Annotated in this window: 17 protein-coding genes; 13 read left to right on the top strand and 4 right to left on the bottom strand. The window is 72.1% G+C overall.

Features of this window, described 5'->3' with window-relative positions; all coding sequences use genetic code 11:
* Complete coding sequence (locus ACH4TG_RS28795; RefSeq protein WP_398245465.1) at nt 1–258, bottom strand: hypothetical protein; 258 nt, start codon at nt 256–258, stop codon at nt 1–3.
* A 244-nt stretch (nt 259–502) separates the two neighbouring features.
* Here ACH4TG_RS28795 and ACH4TG_RS28790 point away from each other — a divergent pair, with 244 nt between their 5' ends.
* Nucleotides 503–2,797 carry a PQQ-binding-like beta-propeller repeat protein gene (locus tag ACH4TG_RS28790; RefSeq protein ID WP_398245464.1) on the top strand — a complete coding sequence of 765 codons (2,295 nt, stop codon included), beginning with the start codon at nt 503–505 and terminating at the stop codon, nt 2,795–2,797.
* A gap of 88 nt (nt 2,798–2,885) precedes the next feature.
* Here the strand turns inward: ACH4TG_RS28790 and ACH4TG_RS28785 are convergent, their stop codons facing one another.
* Nucleotides 2,886–5,279 (bottom strand): polysaccharide lyase 8 family protein, encoded by a 2,394-nt coding sequence (locus tag ACH4TG_RS28785; RefSeq protein WP_398245462.1) that lies wholly within the window; start codon nt 5,277–5,279, stop codon nt 2,886–2,888.
* 208 nt (nt 5,280–5,487) lie between these two features.
* Between ACH4TG_RS28785 and ACH4TG_RS28780 the strand changes: the two genes are divergently transcribed.
* The 5 genes from ACH4TG_RS28780 to ACH4TG_RS28760 all read left to right on the top strand — a co-directional run bounded on the left by ACH4TG_RS28780 (nt 5,488) and on the right by ACH4TG_RS28760 (nt 11,504).
* Nucleotides 5,488–6,555, top strand: coding sequence for a LacI family DNA-binding transcriptional regulator (locus ACH4TG_RS28780; RefSeq protein WP_398245461.1), 1,068 nt, complete (start codon nt 5,488–5,490; stop codon nt 6,553–6,555).
* 166 nt (nt 6,556–6,721) lie between these two features.
* Nucleotides 6,722–8,338 carry an FAD-dependent oxidoreductase gene (locus ACH4TG_RS28775; RefSeq protein WP_398245460.1) on the top strand — a complete coding sequence of 539 codons (1,617 nt, stop codon included), beginning with the start codon at nt 6,722–6,724 and terminating at the stop codon, nt 8,336–8,338.
* A gap of 22 nt (nt 8,339–8,360) precedes the next feature.
* Nucleotides 8,361–9,653 (top strand): ABC transporter substrate-binding protein, encoded by a 1,293-nt coding sequence (locus ACH4TG_RS28770; protein ID WP_398245459.1) that lies wholly within the window; start codon nt 8,361–8,363, stop codon nt 9,651–9,653.
* Between the two features lie 5 nt (nt 9,654–9,658).
* Nucleotides 9,659–10,606: a carbohydrate ABC transporter permease gene (locus tag ACH4TG_RS28765; protein ID WP_398245458.1), complete on the top strand. Its 948-nt coding sequence runs from the start codon at nt 9,659–9,661 to the stop codon at nt 10,604–10,606.
* Nucleotides 10,596–11,504, top strand: coding sequence for a carbohydrate ABC transporter permease (locus tag ACH4TG_RS28760; protein WP_398245457.1), 909 nt, complete (start codon nt 10,596–10,598; stop codon nt 11,502–11,504). Before ACH4TG_RS28765 ends, ACH4TG_RS28760 begins: the two co-directional genes overlap by 11 nt.
* A gap of 43 nt (nt 11,505–11,547) precedes the next feature.
* Here the strand turns inward: ACH4TG_RS28760 and ACH4TG_RS28755 are convergent, their stop codons facing one another.
* Nucleotides 11,548–12,393 carry a hypothetical protein gene (locus tag ACH4TG_RS28755; protein ID WP_398245456.1) on the bottom strand — a complete coding sequence of 282 codons (846 nt, stop codon included), beginning with the start codon at nt 12,391–12,393 and terminating at the stop codon, nt 11,548–11,550.
* Nucleotides 12,394–12,680: 287 nt separating this feature from the next.
* Between ACH4TG_RS28755 and ACH4TG_RS28750 the strand changes: the two genes are divergently transcribed.
* The 5 genes from ACH4TG_RS28750 (at nt 12,681) to ACH4TG_RS28730 (ending at nt 19,450) form a co-directional block, all read left to right on the top strand.
* Nucleotides 12,681–13,886 (top strand): CapA family protein, encoded by a 1,206-nt coding sequence (locus tag ACH4TG_RS28750; protein ID WP_398245577.1) that lies wholly within the window; start codon nt 12,681–12,683, stop codon nt 13,884–13,886.
* Nucleotides 13,887–14,103: 217 nt separating this feature from the next.
* Complete coding sequence (locus tag ACH4TG_RS28745) at nt 14,104–16,377, top strand: cache and HAMP domain-containing protein (protein WP_398245576.1); 2,274 nt, start codon at nt 14,104–14,106, stop codon at nt 16,375–16,377.
* 1 nt (nt 16,378) lies between these two features.
* Entirely contained in the window at nt 16,379–17,857 is a 1,479-nt protein-coding gene (gene pgsB, locus ACH4TG_RS28740) for a poly-gamma-glutamate synthase PgsB (protein WP_398245455.1), read from the top strand.
* Nucleotides 17,854–18,336, top strand: a complete 483-nt coding sequence (locus ACH4TG_RS28735) for a poly-gamma-glutamate biosynthesis protein PgsC/CapC (RefSeq protein WP_398245454.1) — start codon at nt 17,854–17,856, stop codon at nt 18,334–18,336. Before pgsB ends, ACH4TG_RS28735 begins: the two co-directional genes overlap by 4 nt.
* 22 nt (nt 18,337–18,358) lie before the next feature.
* A complete protein-coding gene (locus tag ACH4TG_RS28730) occupies nt 18,359–19,450 on the top strand; it encodes a C40 family peptidase (RefSeq protein ID WP_398245453.1) in 1,092 nt (363 codons plus the stop codon).
* Between the two features lie 102 nt (nt 19,451–19,552).
* Here ACH4TG_RS28730 and ACH4TG_RS28725 read toward each other — a convergent pair whose 3' ends face one another.
* Complete coding sequence (locus ACH4TG_RS28725; protein WP_398245452.1) at nt 19,553–19,783, bottom strand: hypothetical protein; 231 nt, start codon at nt 19,781–19,783, stop codon at nt 19,553–19,555.
* A 347-nt stretch (nt 19,784–20,130) separates the two neighbouring features.
* Here ACH4TG_RS28725 and ACH4TG_RS28720 point away from each other — a divergent pair, with 347 nt between their 5' ends.
* Together ACH4TG_RS28720 and ACH4TG_RS28715 are read left to right on the top strand one after the other, a co-directional pair.
* Nucleotides 20,131–20,502, top strand: coding sequence for an NADH-quinone oxidoreductase subunit B family protein (locus tag ACH4TG_RS28720; RefSeq protein WP_398245451.1), 372 nt, complete (start codon nt 20,131–20,133; stop codon nt 20,500–20,502).
* A gap of 25 nt (nt 20,503–20,527) precedes the next feature.
* The gene (locus ACH4TG_RS28715; RefSeq protein WP_398245450.1) at nt 20,528–22,558 is read left to right on the top strand and encodes a proton-conducting transporter membrane subunit; all 2,031 of its coding nucleotides are present in this window, start codon (nt 20,528–20,530) and stop codon (nt 22,556–22,558) included.
* Nucleotides 22,559–22,579 lie beyond the last annotated feature (21 nt).

Below are 22,579 nucleotides of genomic sequence, written 5' to 3'. Positions count from 1 at the left end.
TCAGAAGAGGGGGAGCAGCGCGGCGGCTTCGGCCCCCGCGGCGGCCGCGTCGTCGACGTCGATCTCCAACTGCCGTCCGTGCGCGGGCAGGTCGACGAGGCGCAGCGAGCCCCCGCACGACACGAGCGGCCCGCCGGCCACTTTGGGCTGCCCCGGCGGGTCGTGCCGCCACACCCGTCCCTTGTTCAGCCGTCCGGCCACCGGGCCTGCGGCGATCGGCCGCCCGCAGTCCGGGCACTCCACCCGCGGAAGTTTCACCCCTCCAGTGTGGACCGGCCCCCTGACAGTCCGCCCTGATCCGCGCGCCCCGCCCCCGCGCGCCCCGCAATCCGCCCCTGCTGATGAGCCCTGCGGCGGGCGGGCCGCCGCCGCGTTCCCCGGCTCCGATCCGTGGCATGATGCAGCACCACAATGGCCGTGGATCATTCAAGGGGCGTGCGAGGTGGCGGGGTTAGCGGACCTGGAGCGGGAGGATCCGCGGCAGGTCGGACGGTTTCGGATCGTGGCACGGCTCGGCGCGGGCGGCATGGGGCAGGTCTTCCTGGCCCGCTCGCCCGCCGGCCGCCCGGTCGCCGTGAAGGTGGTGCGGCCGGAACTGGGGGAGGACGGCGAGTTCCGGCGGCGGTTCGCGCGCGAAGTGGCAGCGGCCCGGCGGGTCAACGGCGCTTTCACTGCGGGGGTGGTGGACGCCGACCCAGACGGCTCCCCGGCCTGGCTGGCCACCGTCTATGTGCCCGGGGTGCCGCTCGGGGAGGCGGTCGCCGCCCACGGCCCCTGGCCGGCCCGTTCGGTCCTGGCGCTCGGCGCCGGCCTGGTCGAGGCGCTGGAGGCGATCCACGCCGCGGGCGTCGTGCACCGCGATCTGAAGCCGTCCAACGTGCTGCTCGCCTCCGACGGCCCGCGGGTGATCGACTTCGGCATCTCCGCGGCCACCGAGACGAGCATGCTGACCCGGACGGGCACCACGATGGGCACGCCCGGGTTCATGTCGCCGGAGCAGCTCACCGGTGACCCCGTCGGGCCCGAGAGCGACGTGTTCAGCCTCGGCGAGCTGCTGGCCTACACCGCCACCGGGACCGGGCCGTTCGGCACGGGCTCGGCTCACGCGCTGTCCTACCGCACGGTGCACGAGCAGCCCGACCTGGACGGACTGCCGCCGGAGCTGCGCGCGGTGGTCGCGGACTGCCTGGCCAAGCGACCCGGCGAGCGCCCCACCGTGCCCGCCCTGCTCGACCGGTTGACGGCCGCGGGCAGCACGGGCCCCGAGGACCAGGGGGACACCGCCACGCTGCTGCTGGGCGAGCCCGACTGGATGCCCGATCGGGTGGCCCGCCTGGTCCAGGAGAACACCGCCACCGCACTGCCCCAAGTCGCCCCGCCCGTACGGGAGTCGCCGTCAGGGCAGCCGCCGTCGGACGCTGCCCCTGCCCCTGCCCCTGCCCCCGCGCCTGCCGGGATGCACGAGGCGCCCACCCGGACGGGGACGGCGGCGGCCTTCGAGGCGCCCGGCCCGTCCGCCCCGCCCGGTCCCGGCCAGTCCGGTCCCGGTCCGTCCGGTCCCTCGGACCCGCCGGGTCCGCCCGCCGGGACGCCGGCTCCGCCGCAGGACCCGCCCCTCGACCCCGCGACGGAGCTCTCCCGCCGCCGCGCGCTGATCGCCCTCACCGGCGTGGCGGCCGCGGGCGTGGGCGTCGCCGTGTGGTCGATCGCCGACAACGGCGGCTCCGGCTCGCCCTCCGGCGGAACCCCGCAGAGCACCGGCACGTCCTCGCGTCCCCCCACCGCGCCGCCTGCCCAGGCCGGTGGCGCGACACCGCGTCTCGACGCCGGACCGGGCGAGCAGCGCTGGGCCTTCGAGACCGGGGACGCGGTGACGGCCTCGCCGGTGGTGGCGGAGGGCGTCGTCTACGTGGGCAGCAACGACCACCTGCTGTACGCGGTGGACGCGCTCACCGGCTCCCAGCAGTGGGTGTTCCGCACCAGGGACTCGATCGACGGGTCGGTGGCGGTCGCCGGGGACGCCGTCTACGTCGGAAGCATCGACTTCAACCTCTACGCGGTGGACACGGCGTCGGGGTCGCAGCGCTGGACGTTCCCCACGCAGTCAGGTGTCTACTCCTCGCCGGCGGTGGCCGGCGGCCTCGTCTACTTCGGGAGCACCGACTACAACCTCTACGCGCTGGACGTGGCGACGGGGACGCAGCGCTGGGCGAAGGCGACCAAGGTCACCGGGTTCTCCTCGCCGGTCGTGGACGGTGGCGTCGTCTACGTCCTCAGCGACAACGAGGACCTGTACACGTTCGACGCGAAGACCGGCGACCGGGGCTGGATGCTCCCCGCGTCCGGTGACGTCTACGGGGACCAGCGGCCCGTGGTGGCCGGCGGCATGGTCTACTTCGGCAGGTCCGACGGGCGCCTGTACGCGGTGGACCTCGTGACGGGCAAGGAACGGTGGCGCTTTCCGACCGGCGGCCCGGTGCACTCCTCGCCCGTGCTAGCCGGGGGCACCGTCTACATCGGCAGCGACGACCACCACCTGTACGCGGTCGACGCCAGGACGGGCGGCCAGAGGTGGGCCTTCCGCACCAACAACTGGGTGCGGACGACCCCCGCGGTCGCCGGCGGGGTCGTGTACGTCGGCAACGACGGCGGCAACCTCTACGCCGTGGACGCCGCGAAAGGCAGGCAGCGCTGGACCTTCCACGCCGGCGGCCCCTTCAACTCGTCGCCGGCAGTCGCCGGAAACCTCGTCTACATCGGCAGCGACGACCATCACCTGTACGCCGTGCAGCGATGACCCGGTCCCCTGCGGGAGGGGACCGGGCCGAACCGGGTCCGGCCGAGGGACCTCCCTCGGCCGGCCGCCGTCGCTCCGGCGGGGGTGACTAGAGGGAGAAGCGGGCGACGAAGCTCCGGCCCGCCGCGCCCTCGACGTCCACCGAGAGGCGGAGGTCGGGGGAGGTGGCCAGGACCGTGACGCCGGGGTCGGTGGAGGTGACGCGCGAGACGGGGCCGTCGACGGTGACCGTCACCGATCCGGTGAGCTGCTGGGTCGGGTCGCAGACGGCCACGCTGAGCTTGCCGTCCTTGCGCCGGGTGACGACCGAGGCGGTCCTGTCGACCTGGATGCCGGCGGCCTTGGGCGCTCCGGCCTGCCAGACGTTGGCCATCGCGAAACCGGACCCGGAGCGGCTGACGGCCTGGACCTCGGCGGTGTTGGCGGCGACCGTGACGTCGTTGGAGGCGGCGAACGCCTCGGTCTGGGCCGAGGTCGCGGCAGGCAGCTGGATGTAGCGGTAGCTGCCGCCGGCCGGGCTCACGCCGTGGTCGACCCACATGGTCACGAACCGGCGGGTGTAGGCGGTGGTGTCGTCGTAGACGCCGCGATGGTCCATGTCGGTCCACCTGCCGGTGCGGTCCTCGCGCAGCAGGTTCACGTGGCCGCCGACCGGGAAGACGTAGCCGCCGAGGTTGTCGACGAAGATCCACTGCGGCTGCACGAGGGCCGGCGTGCTGCTCGGGGTGGCGAGCACCACGCTGCCGTCGACGTGGATGTTCGCCCGCCCGTTGGGGCCGATGTTGCGGTTCTCGATGACCGACTCGACCGTGTGGCCGTCGGTGCTGGTGATCCCGGCGCCCAGGCAGATCACGGCGTCGTCGATGCAGAACCACGACTTGCGGCCCTTGAGCGTCTGCACCGCGAACGACAGTCCCATGCCGGCCGCCACGTTCCCGTCCAGCAGGGCGCCGCCGGCCCAGGTGTTGGTGGAGCCGCGGTTGGCGCCCAGCGCGAGGGTCTTGGTGTCGAGGGTGACGCCGGGCACCCGGTACTTGTCCGCGGCCGGCCAGTACCCGTTGGTCCAGTGGCCCGGCTGCGTGGCCAGGTACAGGTAGGTGGCGCCCTCGCCGGTGTACCAGCCCTGGAGGTTCTCCTTGTTCGCGCTCTCGTACGGCTTGATGCGCGTGCTGTCCATCGCGATGGCGAGGGCGAACGCGGGCCGCCGGTGCACGATCCGGGCCATCGACGTCGCGACCACGGTCGTCGTCGACTCGGCCGCCGTCGGGACGTGGGTGTCGGCGACGACGGCCCGGCCCAGGGCGATGGACGAGACCCGCACCTGCTCGAGCGGCACCGAGTCGTAGGTGAAGAAGTCCTGGTAGGTGTCGGCGGCGATCCAGCTCTTGGCCTGCGCGCGGACGGCGCGGGCGTGGCCGGGCGGGAAGACGCCGGCGAGCTGGAGGAGGGTGGCCGTGGTGAGCCGCCCGATGCGGTGGTCGGTCTCGTAGAAGCGGGAGAGCGCGCGGCCGCGCACCATGTCCATGAACGCCCCGCGGTAGATCCACGGCATGTAGTTGGCCTGCGTCCAGGTGTAGACCCGCTGCACCTGGTCCGCTGTCGCCGCCCACGGCGTGCCCTGCAGGGCGACCAGCAGGTAGGTCAGGTACTGCAGCAGGGACACGCCGTAGGAGCCGTTGTAGGCGAAGTAGACGTGCTGGAGGAAACCGCCGTCGGGATAGAAGCCGTCACCACTGGTGCTGTAGGGGAAGAGGCGCGCGATGGCCGTCATGGCGGCCTCGATCACGTCCGCGTCCTCGCTCAGCGCGCCGCGCACGGTCGAGATGGCACAGGTCCAGTTGAGGTTGGCACCGGTGGCCGTGCCTCCGCCCACCCGGCTCGGGTCCGGCAGGTACCGGGCGATCGCGGTCATCGCGGTGCCGATCTCGGCCGAGGTCAGCTGCGGGTACAGGGCGACGCAGGTGTCGTTGAGGGCCAGCGGTATGCCGATCTGGAAGTCCCACCAGTTGTCGTACTGCGCGGTGACGCCGTACTTGTGGGACAGGAACCAGTCGAGGGCGGACCGGATGTCGGCCAGCAGTTGAGGGTCGCCCGCCAGCGACGAGCCGGGGGTGGCGTAGACGAGGGCGAGCTGCCGCAGCCGTCCGATCACGTCGCGCTGGACCGCCGAGACGGTGCTGCTGTCCAGGTCCGCCCACAGGTAGGTGCGCGAGGCGGAGGTGTCCAGCGTCGCCCACAGGTCGCTCGCGGTCCTGGCCATGGCCTGCACATAGGTGGCGATCACCTGGTCGGAGCTGTCGTAGCTGCCGATCAGGGTGTCGTGCCACTGGTTGCGGACCGTGGCGAAGTCCGCGGCCGTCGCCGCGCCGGCCCGGCCCGGGGCGGCGAAGGCCGAGCCGAGGAACCACGCGGGGGCCAGCGCGGCACCGGCCAGCAGGGTCGAGCGGCGGGTGATGCCACGGGATGTGTGCTCAGCGGACATGAGAAAGACCCTCACGGTAGGGGAGGAGGATGGCGGCCGGGAGCGGGCCGGAGCGGATGGTGCCCGGCGGCGTGAGGGATCGTGGCTCCACGCTACCCTGGAAGTCAAGAGATAATACGTATTAGCATGGGGTCCGACGGAGATCGGCCGGACCGTGCCGGCCGGGAGTCGATCGTTCGCAGAGGAGGGTGGCGTTACGATGCAGCACGTGACGCAGCGCCGGAAACGGGTTACCCAGGCCGAGGTGGCCCGCCTCGCGGGTGTCTCGCAGGCGATGGTCTCCCTGGTGCTCAATGACTCCGACGGGGTGCGCGTCGCGCCGGAGACCCGCAAGCGCGTCGAGGAGGCGCTGCGGCAGACCGGCTACACCGTGGACATCATGGGTCGGCGCCTGCGCGGCAAGTCGAACCAGATCCTCGGGGTGTTCACCTACGAGGCGGTCTTCCCCTCCGGCACGGCCGACTTCTACGGGCCGTTCCTCGGCGGTATCGAGGAGGAGTCGGAGGCGCAGGGGTTCGACCTGCTGCTCTTCACCAGCCCGGGCCGCCGGCAGGGCCGGCGCAAGGTCTACGAGAAGGGGTCGAACCGGCTCGGCATCGCGGACGGCTGCATCCTGCTCGGCCGGCACACCGACCGCGACGAGCTCGACCGCCTGGTAGACGAGCGGTTCCCGTTCGTGTTCATCGGCCGGCGCGAGTCGTCGGCCGGCCCGGTGAGCTACGTCGGCGGCGACTACGCCGCGGCCACCGCGGCGCTGTACGAGCGCCTGTGGTCGCTCGGCCACCGCCGGGTGGCGCTCGTCGGGTACCGCGAGGAGAGCGAGTCGACGGCCGACCGCCGCTCCGGGTACCTGCGCGCCTGCCGGCGGCACCGCAAGACGCCGCTGGCGCTGACCGACGACGATCCGTCGGCGGTCTTCGAGCGGCTGCGCGCCGACCAGGTCACCGCAGCCCTGGTGGAGACCACCGAGATGGCCGTCGCGCTGCACGCGCTGGCCGTGAACTCCGGGCTGCGCGTGCCCGAGGACCTGTCCATCGGCGTGCTCGGTGACACCGACCCCACGCAGACCTCATCGTGGCCGCTGCGGGCGACGCCCGAGATCGACTGGACCACGTTCCGGATCCCCCGCCGCGAGATGGGCGCCCGCGCGGTGCGCATCCTGGTCGGGATGCTGCGCGGCGACATGGAACCCGGCCGCAGGACGCAGGTCCTGCTTCCCTGCGAACTGGTCGACGGCAGCACCGTCGCCGAGGCGCCCCGCACCCCTCGCCGCTGAGCCGCCGTCGCCCGCGGCGCCGAGCCGCGCGCCGCCGTGCCGGCGGCCGGGTCGCCGTGCCCGGCGCCGGGCAACCGCCCCGAACCTTCCTCGAAACTTGCCGTTGACTTCTCCGGAATCCTTCCCTAGCGTGCGCTAATACGAATTACCAAGGAAGGACGCGCGGGTGAAGGAACTACGCACGGACGTGCTGGTCGTCGGCGGAGGGCTCGGCGGCATAGCCGCCGCCCTGGCCGCGACCGAGCACGGCGCACAAGTGGTGCTCACGGAGGGCCCCCGGTGGCTCGGTGGGCAACTCACCGCCCAGGCCACCCCGCCGGACGAGCACCCGTGGGTCGAGATGCTCGGTGTCACGGCGTCGTACCGGTCGATGCGGGACGGCATCCGCGGGTACTACCGCCGCCACTACCCGCTGACCGCCCAGGCGCTGCGCGCCCGCCAACTGAACCCGGGCGCCGGCCTGGTGAGCCGGCTGTGCCACGAGCCGCGGGTCGCCGTCTCGGTCCTGGAGGCGATGCTCGCCCCGGCCCGCAGCTCCGGCCGGCTCACGGTGCTGCGGCCCTACCGCGCGGAGTCGGCGGCGGTCGACGGCGACGCGGTGACCGCGGTGACCCTGGTGCCGGACGGCGATACGGCGGACGGCCCGGTCACGGTGCACGCCCGGTACGTGATCGACGCGACGGAGACCGGCGACCTGCTGCCGCTGGCCGGCGCCGAGTACGTCACCGGCGCCGAGTCACGGGACGAGACCGGCGAGCCCAGCGCGAAGGACACCGCCGAGCCGCTGACCATGCAGGCCGTGTCCTGGTGCTTCGCCGTCGACCACGTCGACGGTGACCACACCATCGACCGGCCGGCGACCTACGACCACTGGCGGTCGGTCCGCCCGGACATCTGGCCGGGACCGCTGCTGGCGTTCTCCTGGCCCAACCCGCGGACGCTCGAACCGTCGAACGGCTGGCTCGACCCCAACCCGCAGGACGACCCGCTGGCCGTCGAGGCGGACCAGAGCAAGAACGCCGGGACCGACGACCTGTGGCGGTTCCGCCGCATCGCGGCCCGCAAGCTGTTCGAGCCCGGCGCCTACGCCAGTGACATCACCCTGGTGAACTGGCCGATGATCGACTACATGGACGGACCCCTGTTCGAGGTCTCGGCCGACGAGGCGGCCAAGCACCGCAACGGCGCACGCGAGTTGGCGCTGTCGGCCCTGTACTGGATGCAGACCGAGGCGCCGCGGCCCGACGGCGGCACCGGCTTCCCGTCCCTGCGGCTGCGCGGCGACCTGCTCGGCACCGACGACGGCCTGGCCCAGGACGTCTACGTGCGGGAGTCCCGCCGCATCCGGGCCGTCACCACGGTCCGGGAGGACGACGTCTCGCTGGCGATCCGCGGCGAGAACGGTGCGACCCGCTACCGCGACTCGGTCGGCATCGGCATGTACCGGATCGACCTGCACCCCTCAACCGGCGGCGACACCTATCTCGACGTGGCGTCGGCACCGTTCCAGATCCCGCTCGGCGCGCTGCTGCCGCAGCGGCTGACCAACCTCCTGCCGGCGGCGAAGAACATCGGCACCACGCACATCACCAACGGCGCCTACCGGTTGCACCCGGTCGAGTGGAACATCGGCGAGGCCGCCGGCACCCTCGCCGCCCACTGCGTCGCCACCGGCCGCACGCCGCACGGCGTGCACGCCACCGCCGACCACCTCGACGACTACCGGTCCCTGCTGTCCCGGCGCGGCGTTCCGCTGGCCTGGCCCGAGATCCGCGGCTACTAGAACCGAATCCTCTGGAGCAACGATGAGAACCAGACGCCTCCGGCTCACCTCCCTCGCCTTGTCCGCCGTCTCCCTGCTGGCCGTCTCCCTGGCGGGGTGCTCGAACGGGTCCGGATCGGGCGACAGGAACGTGTCGCTGCGGATGACCGTGTGGAGCAACGACAAGTCGCAGACGGCGCTGTTCGACAGCATCGCGGCGGACTACCGCAAGACCCATCCGGACATCGCGTCGATCACCTTCGACTACATCCCGATCGACAACTACACCACCGCGCTGACCACCCAGATCGCCGGCAGCAACCCGCCCGACATGGCCTGGGTCCTGGAGCGGGACGCCCCCGACTTCGTGTCCTCCGGGGCGCTCACCGACCTCACCCCGACCCTGAAGAAGGCGGCCGGCTACCAGTACGACGACCTGGCGCCCGCGGCCACCAAGCTGTGGAAGCAGGGCGGGGACCTCTACGCGTACCCCTTCTCCACCTCGCCGTTCGGGATGTTCTACAACAAGGACCTGCTCGCGCGGGCCGGCGTGACGAAGACCCCGGACCAGCTGGTCGCCGACCACCAGTGGACCTGGCAGAACGCGGAGAAGATGGCTGCCCAGGTGGCCGCCCACACCGACAAGCAGGGCCTGGTGATACGCGACTGGGACTACAAGACGTGGATCCAGCTCGCCGGCATGTGGCGCGGCTGGGGCGCCGACGCGTGGTCGGCCGACGGCAAGACCTGCCAGTTCGACTCGCCGCAGATGCAGCAGGCGATGACGTTCCTGCACGACGCGATCTTCACGGACAAGGCGCTGCCCGGCCCCGGTGAGACCGCCGACTTCTTCGCCGGCGAGTCCGCCCTCACCATCACCCAGATCAGCCGGGCCACGCTGCTGGCCAGCCACCCCTTCAACTGGGGCATCGTTCCGCTTCCGGCCGGACCGGCCGGAGCGTCGCAGGTCATCGGGCAGGCCGGCATCGGGGTCATGACGAAGGGGTCGCACAAGCAGCAGGCGGCGGACTTCCTCGCCTACTTCACCGACGCGGCCAACTCCGCCAAGCTGGCCCGCTACTTCCCGCCCGCCCGCAACAGCCAGCTGACCACCGCCACCCTCGCCAAGGCCAACCCCATGTTCACTCCGCAGCAACTGCAGAGCGTGGTCATCGACGGCATCAAGACCGGCTCGGTCCTGCCGTCCCACCAGAACAGCGCCAAGATCGCCAACCTCGTCCAGAACGCGCTCGACCCGATGTGGAAGTCCGGCGCGAACGTCGGCTCCGTGCTGGCGGGCGTGTGCAAGGCGATCGCACCGGCCCTGACCCAGTGACGACCATGCAGAAGACCCAGCCCACACGGGAGCGGGCGAGCACCCCTCGCCCGCCGGCCGGGGCGGGGCGGTTCTGGACCCTGCGGCGGCAGGACACCCTCAGCGGCTGGCTGTTCGTCCTGCCGCAGACCCTCGGGTTCCTCGCCTTCGTCCTCTACCCCCTGATCGCGGTCGTCTACTACAGCTTCCACACGTCCAACGTGCTCTCCGGCGTGACGAAGTACGCGGGGACGAAGAACTACTCGCAGCTGGTGCACGACCCGGCCACGCCGTCGGTGGCCCGGGCGACGGTGCTGTTCTGCATCGGGCTCGTGGTGATCAACATCGCGCTGGCCATGCTGCTGGCCGTGCTGCTGAACCAGCGGCTGCGCGGTACCACGGTGTTCCGGACGCTGTTCTTCTCACCGGTCGTCGTCTCGCTGGTGGCCTGGACGATCACCTGGAACTTCCTGCTGCAGAACAACGGCGGCATCAACTCGATGCTGCACGTGGTGGGCATCCACGGACCCAACTGGCTGCGCGGCGACAACTCGGCGCTGGTGTCGGTGGTGGTCGTCCAGGTGTTCAAGAACGTCGGGCTCAACATGGTGCTGTTCCTCGCGGCGCTCCAGGGCGTTCCGCGGTCGCTGCTGGAAGCCGCCGAGATCGACGGCGCCGGGCCGTGGCGCCGGTTCCGCTCGGTGGTGCTGCCGATGATCAGCCCGACGACCCTGCTGACCACCATCGTGACGATCAGCGGTTCCCTGCAGGTGTTCGCCCAGATCCAGATCCTCACCGAGGGCGGTCCCAGCAACCGGACGAACGTCCTCGTGTACTTCTTCTACCAGCAGGCCTTCGACAACCACGACTTCGGCTACGGCAGCGCCGTCGCGGTCGTGCTGTTCGCGATCATCCTGGTGCTCACCCTGATTCAGTGGCGCCTGCGCAAGAAGTGGGTGTTCTATGAGTCTTGAGACAGCCGCCCGGCAGCCCGTCGGGCTCCGGCACGCGGCCGCCGAGCCGCAGGCCCCGGGGCGGCGCCCCGGCCGGTGGAAGAAGCCGCTGCTGTACGCGGTGATGACCGTGCTCGCGATCCCGTTCGTGTTCCCGACATGGTGGATGATCACCTCCTCCCTGCTGCCCGAGAACGAGGTGCTCAGCTATCCGCCGAAGCTGCTGCCGGTGCACCCGCAGTGGTCCAACTACAAGACCGCGTTCGCGAACTACCCGCTGGCGCACCAGTATCTGAACAGCCTCTACATCGCCGTCCTCGTCACCGCGGGGACGATGCTGGTGGCGTCGCTGTCGGGGTACGCGTTCGCCCGCATCCCCTTCCCCGGCAACAAGGTCCTGTTCCCGCTGATCCTCAGCGGCCTGCTGATCCCGACCGAGGTCACCATCATCCCGCTGTTCAAGATGGTGGACCGGCTGGGACTGACCAACACGCACTGGCCGCTGATCGTCATCCCGATCCTCGGCGCGCCGAGCGTGCTGGGCACGTTCGTGATGCGGCAGTTCTTCCTGGCGATCCCCGACGAACTCGAGGACGCCGGCCGCATGGACGGCCTGGGCCGGTTCGGCCTCTACTTCCGCGTGGCGCTGCCGCTGGCCCGGCCGGCGCTGGCGTCGGTGGCCATCTTCACGTTCCTCAACAGCTGGAACATGTACCTCGAACCCCTCGTCTACGAGACGGACAAGAAGAACTACACGCTCCCGGTCGCGCTCACCCAGTACACCGACGCGTACGGCTCGCACCTGTGGAACATCCAGCTCGCCGCGTCCGTGACGACGGTGGTCCCGGTGCTGCTCGTCTTCATCGCCGCCCAGCGGCACTTCGTGGAAGGCCTCGCCCAGACCGGGCTCAAAGGCTGAACCGACGGCCCGTCACGCGGTGTCTGCGCTCAGCGGCGCCCGCTCACCCGCGGGCGACCGCCGGCGCCGCGGACGGCGAGGCGGCCGACGGCGTGCTCCCGCCGTGCCGGTCCGGCGAGTCCCAGCCGGAGGTGACGGTGTCCAGCGCCGCCACCGCCCGGGCGATCCTGCGCTCGCTGGTCCGGACCGTGCGGCTGAACTCGACGTGCAGGAAGGGGACATGGGCGGCCGCGGCGACCGCGCTCTGGGTGTTCGTCCGGCCTTCCAGCGAGCAGTCGCGCGCCCACGCGCGGCACACCTCGAAGCCCTTGCCGCTCAGCGCGCGGGCCAGGGTGCGCGCCTCGGCGTGGGCGTCGTCGGCCTTGCCGGTGGACACGATGACGTCGTAGCCGGGCTGCGAGGAGTCGGCGAAGCCGTGCACCTGGACGCCCGGCAGCTGCCGGCGCACGAGTTCGGCGCAGACCGCGTCGAAGACGGTGTCCTGGCGGTGCGCCACGTCGGCCGAGTTGCCCTCGCCGGACCGGCGGTGGGCGCCGGCCAGCACCATCACGCCGCCGGAGGTGCCCCGCAGGACGCCGACGCCGAGCTTCTCGGAGTCCTCGTCGGCGACCGGGTGCGGCACCTGGACCGACCAGCGCACCGGGGCGCTGAGGTCGACGTAGACCCGGCCCCAGCCGCGGTTGCCGTTGCCGCCCTCGTGCGAGTCGGCGATCTCGGCGAAGCGGCGGCCGCTCCGGGTGTCGGTCAGGGTGCGCAGGTCGAACCCGACCTCGGCGAGCCGGTCGCGGGCCGGCTGCTCCCGGTGGTCGAGGAGGAGGCCGACGCCGCCGGCGACGGTCGCGCGCTCGGCCTCGGTCGGCGGCCGGTAGCCGCCGTTCCGGTCGATCATGGAAGTGAAGTCCGTCACGCGACGTTCGAGGTCGATCCGCCCGGCCGCCGCTCCGCTTGGGCCCGACTGCCTGGCTGAGGAGCGGGCTGTGGCACTGTCACCACCGCTCCGGAAGAGGATCAGAAAAAGTCCGCCCAGCAGCACAACCATCGCTGTTGCCGCAATCGTTATGCGTTTCAGGGAACCTGTTTCCATAAAACGTTGATAATACCCCGGTGAAGAGAACGTCAAACGGCTCGTTGCGGACCCTGGGCACAACGCTTCTGGTCGTGCTGCTGCTGAGCAGCATGTCCGGTTGCTTCGGGAAGGCATCGGGCAGCTCCGCCGGCAGTGGCGCCGGAGGGCAGGACGGACCGACCTTCACTGTGGCCGCGGCAGGCGACATCCTGATCCACCCGCAGCTCACCGAGCAGGCCATGCTCGACGCCAAGCGCCACCACGTCAAGGGCCCCTACTTCGGCGACATCATGGCCGGCGTCGAGCCGGTGATCAGCAAGGCGGATCTGGCGATCTGCCATCTGGAGCCGGTGCTGGGCACCACCAGCGGCCCCTGGTCGTCGTACCCCAACTTCCTCGTGCCGCCGCAGATCGCCACCACGATCAAGGACATCGGCTACGACACCTGCTCCACCAACTCCAACCACTCCCTGGACGGCGGCTACGCCGGCGTCAAGCGGACCCTGGACACCCTGGACAAGGTCGGCCTGAAGCACACCGGTTCGGCCCGCACCAAGAAGGAGCACGACACCCCGAACATCATCGATGTGAAGGGCGTCAAGGTCGCCCAGATCTCCTTCGCGTTCGGCTACAACGCGCACGAGGTGCCCAAGGACAAGCCGTGGCTGGTCAACAAGACCAGCCTGAAGGCGATCAAGGCGGCCGAGAAGCGGGCCCGCGCGGCCGGCGCCGAGGTGGTGATCCTCAGCATCCACTGGGGCCGCGAGGACTGGCCCAACCCCAGCAAGTCGCAGCTGGAACTGGGCCGGCAGATCGCCACCCAGACCGGCATCAACCTGGTCATCGGCCACCACGCGCACGTCGTGCAGCCGATGGAGAAGGTCGACGGCACCTGGATCGCGTACGGCCTGGGCAACCAGGTGGCCCGCCACGACGTGCCCATCGGCCTGACCGAGGAGGGCGTGATCGGCTGGTTCACCTTCACCAAGCGCCACGGGAAGTGGGACGTGAAGGCGCAGTACGTGCCCACGTTCGTGGACCTGCCGCCGACCCAGGACGTGAAGGGGCAGACCCCCGACCCCGGTGTCACCGCCGCCGAGGAGGGCACCGGCGGGCAGGGCACCCTGGTGCAGCCCGTCCGCGACCACCGCCTGGTCGACATCGCCCGCTCCCTGCGCGCGGACAAGACCCAGCACACGCTCACCGAGGAGCAGCGGGCCCGCTACCGGCTGGCCTTCGAGCGCACCCGCGGCACCCTGCTGAACCGCGGCGCCGCCAAGGACGGGCTGACGCCCCTGCTCGACCTGCCGGACTGATCCGGCCCGCCCAGGACGACGCGGGGTCCGGTCCGGTCCGGGCGACCCCGAGGGCGCAGCGTGCGCGGGAGGGACCCCGCGCACGCCGTGCCGCGCGGCGCATGACGGCGCCGCCGCGAAGCAGCCGCAGCTCAGCAGCACCATCACCATGGGGAGGGACGCTCCGTTGGCCGTCTGGCAGACAGCACGGGGTCACAAGGCACGCCGCAGGGCCGACATGTCGCTGCTCGGCGGCATCCGGCCACCGATCGCGGCGCTGGCCGCGGCACTGCTGGCGCTCGCCGCCATCACCGCGCTGACCATCGGGCAGGTCAAGAGCGCGGGCCAGCCGAAGGCCGTGCTCACCTCGCAGCAGCACTTCGCCGAGGACGGGGCGATCGCCCTGCGCGCCTCGCTCGACGAGAGCGTCACGGACCTCACCAGGACCGCGTCGCTGTTCAACGCGGGCAAGCCGGTCCCCGCCGACGCGGTGCTGGACAAGATCGGCAGCGTCTACCAGAAGTGGCTGGGCACGGCCGTCATCGAGATCAACTCCGGCAAGCTGCTCGCCGCCCGCGGCGAGAACATGCCGCTGACCGCGATCGATAGGTCCAAGCTGTCCGACGAGGACGGCCTGCGGCCGCGGATGATCAAGCTCAGCAACGGTGAGACGCGGCTGCTGACCTTCGCGCTGCTGTCCTGGCCGGGCAAGCCGCAGGAACTGCTGATCGCGTCCAGCAGCCTGAAGTTCCCCGGTATCAGCCTGGGCGACTTCCGGGCCATCGCGGTGCTCGACTCCGACGGCGAAGTCCTGTCCACCGACGGCATCCCGGCGCCCGAGCAGGTCCTCACCGCCGACGAGCGCGAGGGCGTCAAGCGGTCCAACGCGCAGATGGCGGCCTTCGCCAAGATCGTCGCCAAGCGCACCGACCACGACCCGCTCACCACCAGGGAGCCGGGCGAGGGCGGCTTCCTCGGCATCAGCGGCAGCCTGACCGGCGGCATGTTCCAGGGCGACCGCTCCGTCGCGGGCTACGCCACGCTCGCCGCGCCGCAGCCCGGCACCAGCACCACCGCCACCGGCCTGGGCCTGACCGTGCTCGCCATGGTCAGCGTCGCCGAGGACCCGACCCGCACCGACCACCCGCTGTTCGGCCTGCTCGCCGCGGCGGCCCTGCTGATCCTCGGCACGGTGGCGGTCGCGGTGCTGTTCGGCGTGGTGCAACGGCCGCTGCTGCGGCTCTTCCTGGAGGCCCGGCGGCTGCACCAGGGCGACCTGGCGCGGCCGGTGGGCCTGCCGGCGTACGGCGAGACCGCGCGGATCGGGCGGGCGCTGGAACGCCTGCGGCGCCAACTGCGCGGGGAGTCCCCGCCGGAGCACGCCGGGGGACGGCCGGAACAGGGCGGGGCCGCGGGACCGGACGCGGCGCTGCCCGCGGCGCGGCTGCGGTGGTTCGGCACCCGCAGCGTCGTCGCCCTGGTCGCCGTCATCCTGCTGGCCTGGTCGGCGCCGCTGATGCTGCTGCTCAACCGCGCCGACGCGACGGTGATCATCCCCCAGCAGGTCGTCAACGACCAGCGCGAGCGCACCGACACCCTCACCGACCGGGTCCGCCGGGCGCTCAACGAGGGACAGGCCGACCTGGCGTCGGTGGCCTCGCTGATCGGCAACACCACGGCCGACGACCAGATGGCCGTGGTCCTGGAGCGCACGATGGGCGACCACCTGCGCTACAAGTCGCTGTACGTGCTCTCCGGTTCCGGCGAGAAGGCCGGCGTGCTGGCCAGGGCCGGCGACCGGCCGCGGAACGTGGAGGACCAGAAGCCGCGCAACCTGGAGGTGCGGGTCGTCAACGACTCCGGGAAGGAGCCGGTGATCGCCGGTTACGCGGAGATCCCCGGGCGCGACGGCGCCGTGGTGGTGGGGGAGTTCCGCATCGACTTCCTCAACTCGCTGCTGAAGCGGCCCGGTCTGGGCTCGATCCGGGTGGTCGACGCGCACCGCCGGGTGATCGCGGGCAACACCGGCTACCGCGCCTTCCAGAAGCTCCCGTCGGAGCGGCTCGACGAGCTGGTCGAGGCGTCCGCCATGAAGGTCGGCGTCAGCGCCCACCCGGGCAGCGTCGTCTACCGGCACCACGGCAAGGCGCAGATCGCCGCCGCCGCGCCCTTCGTCGGCGGCGGTGCCGCCAAGGACCTGGGGTGGTCGGTCGTCAGCTGGCAGCCGGCCGCGGGACTCGACATCCCGGAGTACCGGCTCCAGCACCGCACCACGCTCGCCGGGCTGCTCGGCCTGACGCTCGTGGCGGCCTGCCTGGGCTGGCTGCACATCGTGGTGGTCCGGCCGCTGCGCACCCTGGCCGAGCAGGCCGAGGCGCTCGCGGACGGGGACCGCAGGACCGTGCTCTACCCGCGCCACCACGACGAGGTCGGCGCGGTCACCCGCAGCCTCGAACTGATCCGGCAGCGACTGCAGGAGCAGCGCAGGACGACCGCCGCCGGAAGGAACTGAGATGATCTTCCTCTACTGCGTGCTGGTCACCAGCTGCACCGTGCTGCTGATCGCCGGTGTCGTCGAACAGCGCCGGCACAACGCCAACCTGGCGCAGATCCCGGTGCGGGTGCTGGTCAACGGCATCCGCGGCAAGTCCTCGATCACCCGGCTGTGCGCCGGGGCGCTGCGCGGCGGCCGGCTGGTGACCGTCGCCAAGACCACCGGCACCGCGGCCCGCTTCATCCACCCCGACGCCACCGAGGAGCCGGTCTACCGCAAGTTCGGCATCGCCAACGTCGTCGAGCAGATCGGCATCGTGCGGCGGGCCGCCTCGTACCAGCCGCACGCCATGGTCATCGAGTGCATGGCGGTCATGCCGGCGCTGCAGGAGATCAACCAGAGCAAGCTCATCAGGTCCACGATCGGCGTGCTGTGCAACGTCCGTGAGGACCACCTGGCGGAGATGGGCCCGACCCTGGACGACGTGGCGCGCTCGCTGTGCCGGTCGATGCCGATCGGCGGGGTCTGCGTGACCGCGGAACGGGAGCGGTACGACATCCTCGCCGAGGAGGCCGCCGCCCGCGACTGCGAGCTGATCTACGCCAACCCGGAGACGGTCAGCGACGAGGAGCTGCGCGGCTTCAGCTGGTTCACCTTCAAGGAGAACGTGGCCATCGCCCTGAAGGTCGCCGAACTCCTGGGCATCGACCGGCAGACCGCGCTGGCCGGGATGTACGAGGCGCCGCCGGACCCGGGCGTGCTGTCCGTCGAGCGCTACCTCACCCCGGACGGCAAGCGGCTGCGGTTCGCCAACGTCTTCGCGGCCAACGACCCCGAGTCCACGCTGATGAACATCGAGCAGCTGCTCGGCCTCGGCGCGGTGCACCGGCCGCTGAACGTGCTGATCAACTGCCGCCCGGACCGCGTCGAGCGCAACGGCCAGATGGGCGCGCTGGTGCCGCACCTCGCCCCCGACCACGTCTTCGTGATCGGGCACCCGGCGAAGAGCGCGATCGACGCGATCCCCGCTCAGTGGCGCGACCGCGTCGTGGACCTCGGCGGCGAGCGGCGCGACCCGGACGCCCTGCTGGCCGACGTGCTGGGCCGGCTCGGCCCGGACTCCTCGCTGGTCGCGATCGGCAACATCCACGGCCGCGGTGAACTCCTGCTGGAGCGGATCGCCGAACTCGCACCGGACGAGGACGGTCAGGAGGCGGCGGACGACGCGGGAACGGCGTGGACGATCGACCAGGCGGCCGAGGACCAGGCGGCGGTCTGGGCCCACGCGGCCCCGCCCTTCCACGCCGTCCTGCCGGGGCAGCTGGCCCCGCACGATGCCGAGGACACCACCCGCATCCCGGTGGTGGCCGAAACGTACCCCGTCGACCCGGACGACGACTGGCCGCAGCCGGCCCGCCCCGCGCCGCACTGGGCCGCGCAGCCCCCGGCCGACCAGCACCCGTCCATGCCATGGCAGAACCCAGGAGACAACCGATGATCCCCGACGCCCTCACCCCGGAGATCGCCGCGATCGGCATCGCCCTGGGCCTGCTCGCCTCCCTGGTCTGCTACCTGACCACCAACCTGTCGCCCGGCGGCATGATCACGCCCGGCTGGCTCGCGCTCACCCTCGTCGAGGACCTGCAGCGCGCCTCGATGGTGGTCGGCGTGACCGTGCTGACCTACCTGCTCACGGTGGTCGTGCAGAAGTACGTGATCCTCTACGGCAAGCGGCTGTTCGCGGCGGTCGTGCTGATCGGCGTGATCCTGCAGGCGACGCTGATCATCGTGCTGCAGCGGGAGTACCCGCTGATGTACACCAACCAGACCCTCGGGTTCATCGTGCCGGGTCTGATCGCCTACCAGCTGGTCCGCCAGCCCAAAGGCCCGACCCTGCTGGCCACCGGCTCCGCCACGCTGACCACCTACGTGGTGCTGACCGCCGGAATCCTGCTCGGCGTCATGCCGTCCGCCTGACCGTACGACTGGAGCTGATCCCATGCCCACGAGCAGCAAGGCCGGCGCCGGCCGCAGCCGCAAGATCGTCAACGTCGTCGCCGTCACCGCGCTGCTGGCCGCCAGCGGCTATCTGACGGTGGCGCTGCGCAAGGACGAGCAGGCCAAGGCACCCGAGGTGCAGGCCGTCACCGACAAGCCGCAGCTGTCGTCGTCCACCGTCGGCGCGCAGGGCGCGCAGACCTGGGAGCGGCTGACCGGCCCCGACCGGTCGGTGCTGCGCGACGCCAAGGGACAGGTGCTGGGCACCTTCACCGACGGCGCCCGCACCGCGACCCTCACCGGGCCCAGCCGGACCTTCGCCGAGGCCGCCAACACCAAGTCCCGGGTCGTGACCGAGAACTGGGTGCGGTTGATGCCGCAGAAGTGGAAGGCCGGCGCGGAGAACAGCGCCTGGTTCAAGGAGTGGTTCAAGAAGTACTTCGGCAGCGAGGAGGACGACATCTTCGCCTTCGCGTTCCAGTACGTCGAGGGCGCGCCGGTGAAGAAGGACGCGCAGGGCGTCCCGTACGCGGGCGACGCCGCCTTCGGGCCGATCAACCCCGGCGGCAGCATCGGCAACGACCTCCGCAAGGAGCAGTCGGACTTCTACGACTACCTCGGCATCCCGTACACCTTCCGGGACGGCACCACCATGAAGCCGGAGCAGGAGCGCTACCGGGCCATCGACTGCTCGGGCTTCGTCCGGACCGTCTACGGCTACCGCGCCCGCTACCCGCTGGCGCCCACCGACACCCAGGGCGACGGCCTGCCGCGCACCGCCAACGGCATCGCCCGCTCCCACGAGGGCATCACCGTCATACCGCTGCAGGGGCCCGGGCCCTGGTACACCCGGCCGACCGCCATCGACGTGCTGCAGCCCGGCGACCTGGTGATCTTCAAGCTGGACTCGCGGACCCACAACCGCCTGGACCACATCGGCATCTACCTGGGCAACGACACCGACGGCCACAAGATCTTCATCTCCAGCCGCGAAGAGGTCAACGGCCCGACCATCGGCGACAAGGGCGGCACGTCCCGCCTGGACGGCAACGGCTACTACGCCAACTACTTCCGCACCGCCCGCCGCCTCTAGCCACCGCCTGCGAAACGGCCGGGGGACCAGCGTCCCCCGGCCGTTTCGCGTTCGGAGGGTCACGAAGGGGCCGGCGGCGCGGGCGCAGGGCCGCGGAGGTCGTCACCTTCCCACCTGCTCGCTCGTGCCCGCGTCGCCCTCGGGCACCCCCGCAGTTCCGGGCACCGGTATGCCGTGGGCGCGGGCCAGGCGCAGCGCGCCGTTCAGCTCGTCCAGGGCCCGGGCCACCGCCGCGGCGTCCCTGGCCTCGGCCGCGTCGCGCAGCGCTTCACGGGCCTGAAGGACGCGCTCCACCAGGCGGTCGGCGAAGTCGTCCGTGCCGCTGCGGTCCACCGGACATCTCCTCGGGTCGTCATGACGCGCGGCGACGCCGCCGCGGCGACCTCGTCACCCACGGCGGACACCATGGCGCCGATCGGCGGGGCGCTCCGTCGTGCCGGGGGCCGTCCCCGCAGGTGACAGAGTAGTCCCTTGCTGACTTGAAGACTTTTTCACATGACTATATTGTGGCGCAGGCTCGGAGGGGCGGATCCCTCCCCGCACCCCAGAGAGAGGAACCCGTGGGCCTGCTCCGCAAGATTCGTGAGACGGGTCGGGTGGCAGAGCCCCCACCGCCTTCGCCTGCCGGCGCGATGCCCCCGGCGGCACGGGAGTTGGGCGGGTCGGCCCAGGTCCGGTGCGTGGACGCAGGCTCCTGCAACGGGTGCGAGCTCGAGATCGGCATGGCGTTCTCACCGGTCTACGACGCGGAGCGCTACGGTGCGCGGCTGGTCGCCTCGCCGCGCCATGCCGACGTGCTGCTGGTGACGGGACCGGTGACCAGGAACATGGCACACGCCCTGAAGGCGACGGTCGCGGCGGCCGCCGAGCCGCGGCTGGTCGTCGCGGTCGGCGACTGCGCGCTCGGCCGCGGGGAGTTCAGCGGCGGCTACGGGCTGGCGAGCGGCACGGGCGCGGTCGACGACACCGTGCCCGTGGACGTGCGGATCGCCGGGTGCCCGCCCGAACCCGCCGCCATCGTGGCCGGACTGCGGCAGGTGACCGGGCGATGACGGCGATCGGCGAGGCGGCCGGACGGTGAACGTGATCGCCGCCGCCGTGGCCACCGCGGCAGCCGGCGCGGCGCTGGGCGCGGCCGCGGGCGGCGGGCTGCCGCCGCGGATCCGGGTCGTCGCCTCGGGCGCGGCCTCGGTGTGCGTCGGCGCCGCCGGCGTGACGGCCGGCGCGGCGGCCCTCGCCGGCCGCACATGGTCGGCGTGGTGGCCGTCGCTGCTGCCGCTCGCCGGAGTGCGGCTGCGGGTCGACGCGCTGTCCGGGCTGTTCATGGCGGTGTCGGGCGCGGTGGTGGTGGCCGTCGCGGTCTACGGCGTCGGCTACGCGAAGGGCGGGCACGGCCCGGTCGCCTCGCGCACGGCGCAGGCGCTGCTGCCGGTGTTCGCCGCCACCTTGGTGCTGGTGCCCGCGGCGGCGTCCGTGTCGACGTTCCTGCTGCTGTGGGAGCTGATGGCGCTGGCCTCGCTGCTGCTGGTGCTCACCGAGCACCGCCTGCGGCCCCCGGTGCGCGGCGCCGGCGTCTGGTACGCGGTGATGACGCACCTCGGGCTGGTGCTGCTGCTCGCCGGACTCGCGCTGTTCGCGGCCCGGGCCGGCGGCGAGAGCTTCACCCAACTGCGCGCCGGAGCCGACCGGTTGTCGCCCGCGCTGCGGGGCACGGTGTTCGTCCTGTGCGCTGCGGCGTTCACCTCGAAGGCCGGCGCCGTACCACTGCACGCGTGGTTGCCCCGGGCGCATCCGGAAGCCCCCAGCCAGGTCTCGGCGCTGATGAGCGCGGCCATGGTGAACCTCGGCGTCTACGGCGTGGTGCGGGTCGGGTTCGACCTGCTGGGCGGCGGGTCGCGCTGGTGGTGGCTGGCGGTGCTGCTGGCCGGCGCCGCGTCCGCGGTGTACGGGATCCTCCAGGCGTCCATGGCCGTCGACCTCAAGCGGCTGCTGGCCTGTTCGACGTCGGAGAACCTCGGGCTGGTGCTCGTCGGCGTGGGTGCCGCGGGGGTGCTGCGGACGGCCGGCGACCCGGAGCTCGCCGGGGTCGCCCTGGCGGCGGCACTGCTCCACACCGTCAACCACGCCGCTTTCAAGGCCCTGCTGTTCACCGCGGCGGGGTCGGTGCTGCGCGCGACCGGCGAGCGGAACCTCGACCGGCTCGGCGGGCTGCGCGGCGCGATGCCGGCCACCGCGGGCCTGTTCGCGCTGGGAGCGCTCGGCGCGGTGGCGCTGCCGCCCGGCAACGGCTTCGTGAGCGAGTGGCTGCTGCTGCAGTCCCTCGTCCACGGGATGGCGGTGCCGGGTCTGGCGACCGCGATCGTGCTGCCGATCGCGGTGGCGGCGATCGCGCTGTCCGCCGGGCTCGCGGCGGCCACCTTCGTCAAGGCGCTCGGCGTGGGCTTCTTCGCCCGGCCCCGCAGCCCCCGGGCGGCGCGCGCGGCGGAGAGCCCGCCGGGCATGCTCGCCGGGATGGGCCTGCTGGGCGCGGCCTGCGTCGCGCTCGCCCTGGTGCCCGGTCTCCTCGCGGACGGCCTCTCCCGCGCGGTGAACACCGCGCTGCCCGGCTCCGGACGGCCGCTGTCCGGCGGCGAGTTGCGGCTGCGCCTGGACGGGGCGGCCGCCACGTACGCCCCGCTGTGGCTGGCGGTCGCGCTGGCCGCCGGTGTGGCGCTGCCCGCGGCGGCCGTGCGGCTGCTGCGGCGCAGGGCACGGCGGCACCGTGCCCCGGTCTGGGACTGCGGCGGCGGCCGGCCCACGGCGCGGATGGCCTACACGGCGACGTCGTTCGCCGAGCCGCTGCAGCGCGTCTTCGACGACGTCCTCGCGCCGGAACAGGACCTGGACGTCACGCACGTCCGGGAGTCCGCGTACCTCGTCGAGAGCGTCCGTTTCCGCAACCGCGTCCCCGACCGGATCGAGCACCGGCTCTACGCGCCCGTCCTGGCGGCCCTGTCGGCCGTGGGCCGCCACTCGCGCCGGCTTGCCGCCGGCAGCGTGCACGTGTATCTCGGCTACGGCTTCGCGGGGTTGGTCGTGCTGCTCGCCACGCTGACCGTGGCCAGGTGAGCGCCGCCGTGCGTCCCCTGT

Origin of the sequence: Streptomyces sp. NPDC020917 (assembly GCF_044333795.1) — a bacterium.
Taxonomy (GTDB): Bacteria; Actinomycetota; Actinomycetes; order Streptomycetales; family Streptomycetaceae; genus Actinacidiphila.
Note: the sequence above shows the minus strand (reverse complement) of the source record. Positions and strands in the feature narration are given on the sequence as shown.

Coding starts and splice junctions, on each gene's coding strand:
- ACH4TG_RS28785 (WP_398245462.1), bottom strand. CDS start 5,279: ATGTCCGCTGAGCACACATCCCGTGGCATCACCCGCCGCTCGACCCTG.
- ACH4TG_RS28770 (WP_398245459.1), top strand. CDS start 8,361: ATGAGAACCAGACGCCTCCGGCTCACCTCCCTCGCCTTGTCCGCCGTC.
- ACH4TG_RS28765 (WP_398245458.1), top strand. CDS start 9,659: ATGCAGAAGACCCAGCCCACACGGGAGCGGGCGAGCACCCCTCGCCCG.
- ACH4TG_RS28760 (WP_398245457.1), top strand. CDS start 10,596: ATGAGTCTTGAGACAGCCGCCCGGCAGCCCGTCGGGCTCCGGCACGCG.
- ACH4TG_RS28755 (WP_398245456.1), bottom strand. CDS start 12,393: ATGATCGACCGGAACGGCGGCTACCGGCCGCCGACCGAGGCCGAGCGC.
- ACH4TG_RS28750 (WP_398245577.1), top strand. CDS start 12,681: ATGTCCGGTTGCTTCGGGAAGGCATCGGGCAGCTCCGCCGGCAGTGGC.
- ACH4TG_RS28745 (WP_398245576.1), top strand. CDS start 14,104: ATGTCGCTGCTCGGCGGCATCCGGCCACCGATCGCGGCGCTGGCCGCG.
- pgsB (WP_398245455.1), top strand. CDS start 16,379: ATGATCTTCCTCTACTGCGTGCTGGTCACCAGCTGCACCGTGCTGCTG.
- ACH4TG_RS28735 (WP_398245454.1), top strand. CDS start 17,854: ATGATCCCCGACGCCCTCACCCCGGAGATCGCCGCGATCGGCATCGCC.
- ACH4TG_RS28730 (WP_398245453.1), top strand. CDS start 18,359: ATGCCCACGAGCAGCAAGGCCGGCGCCGGCCGCAGCCGCAAGATCGTC.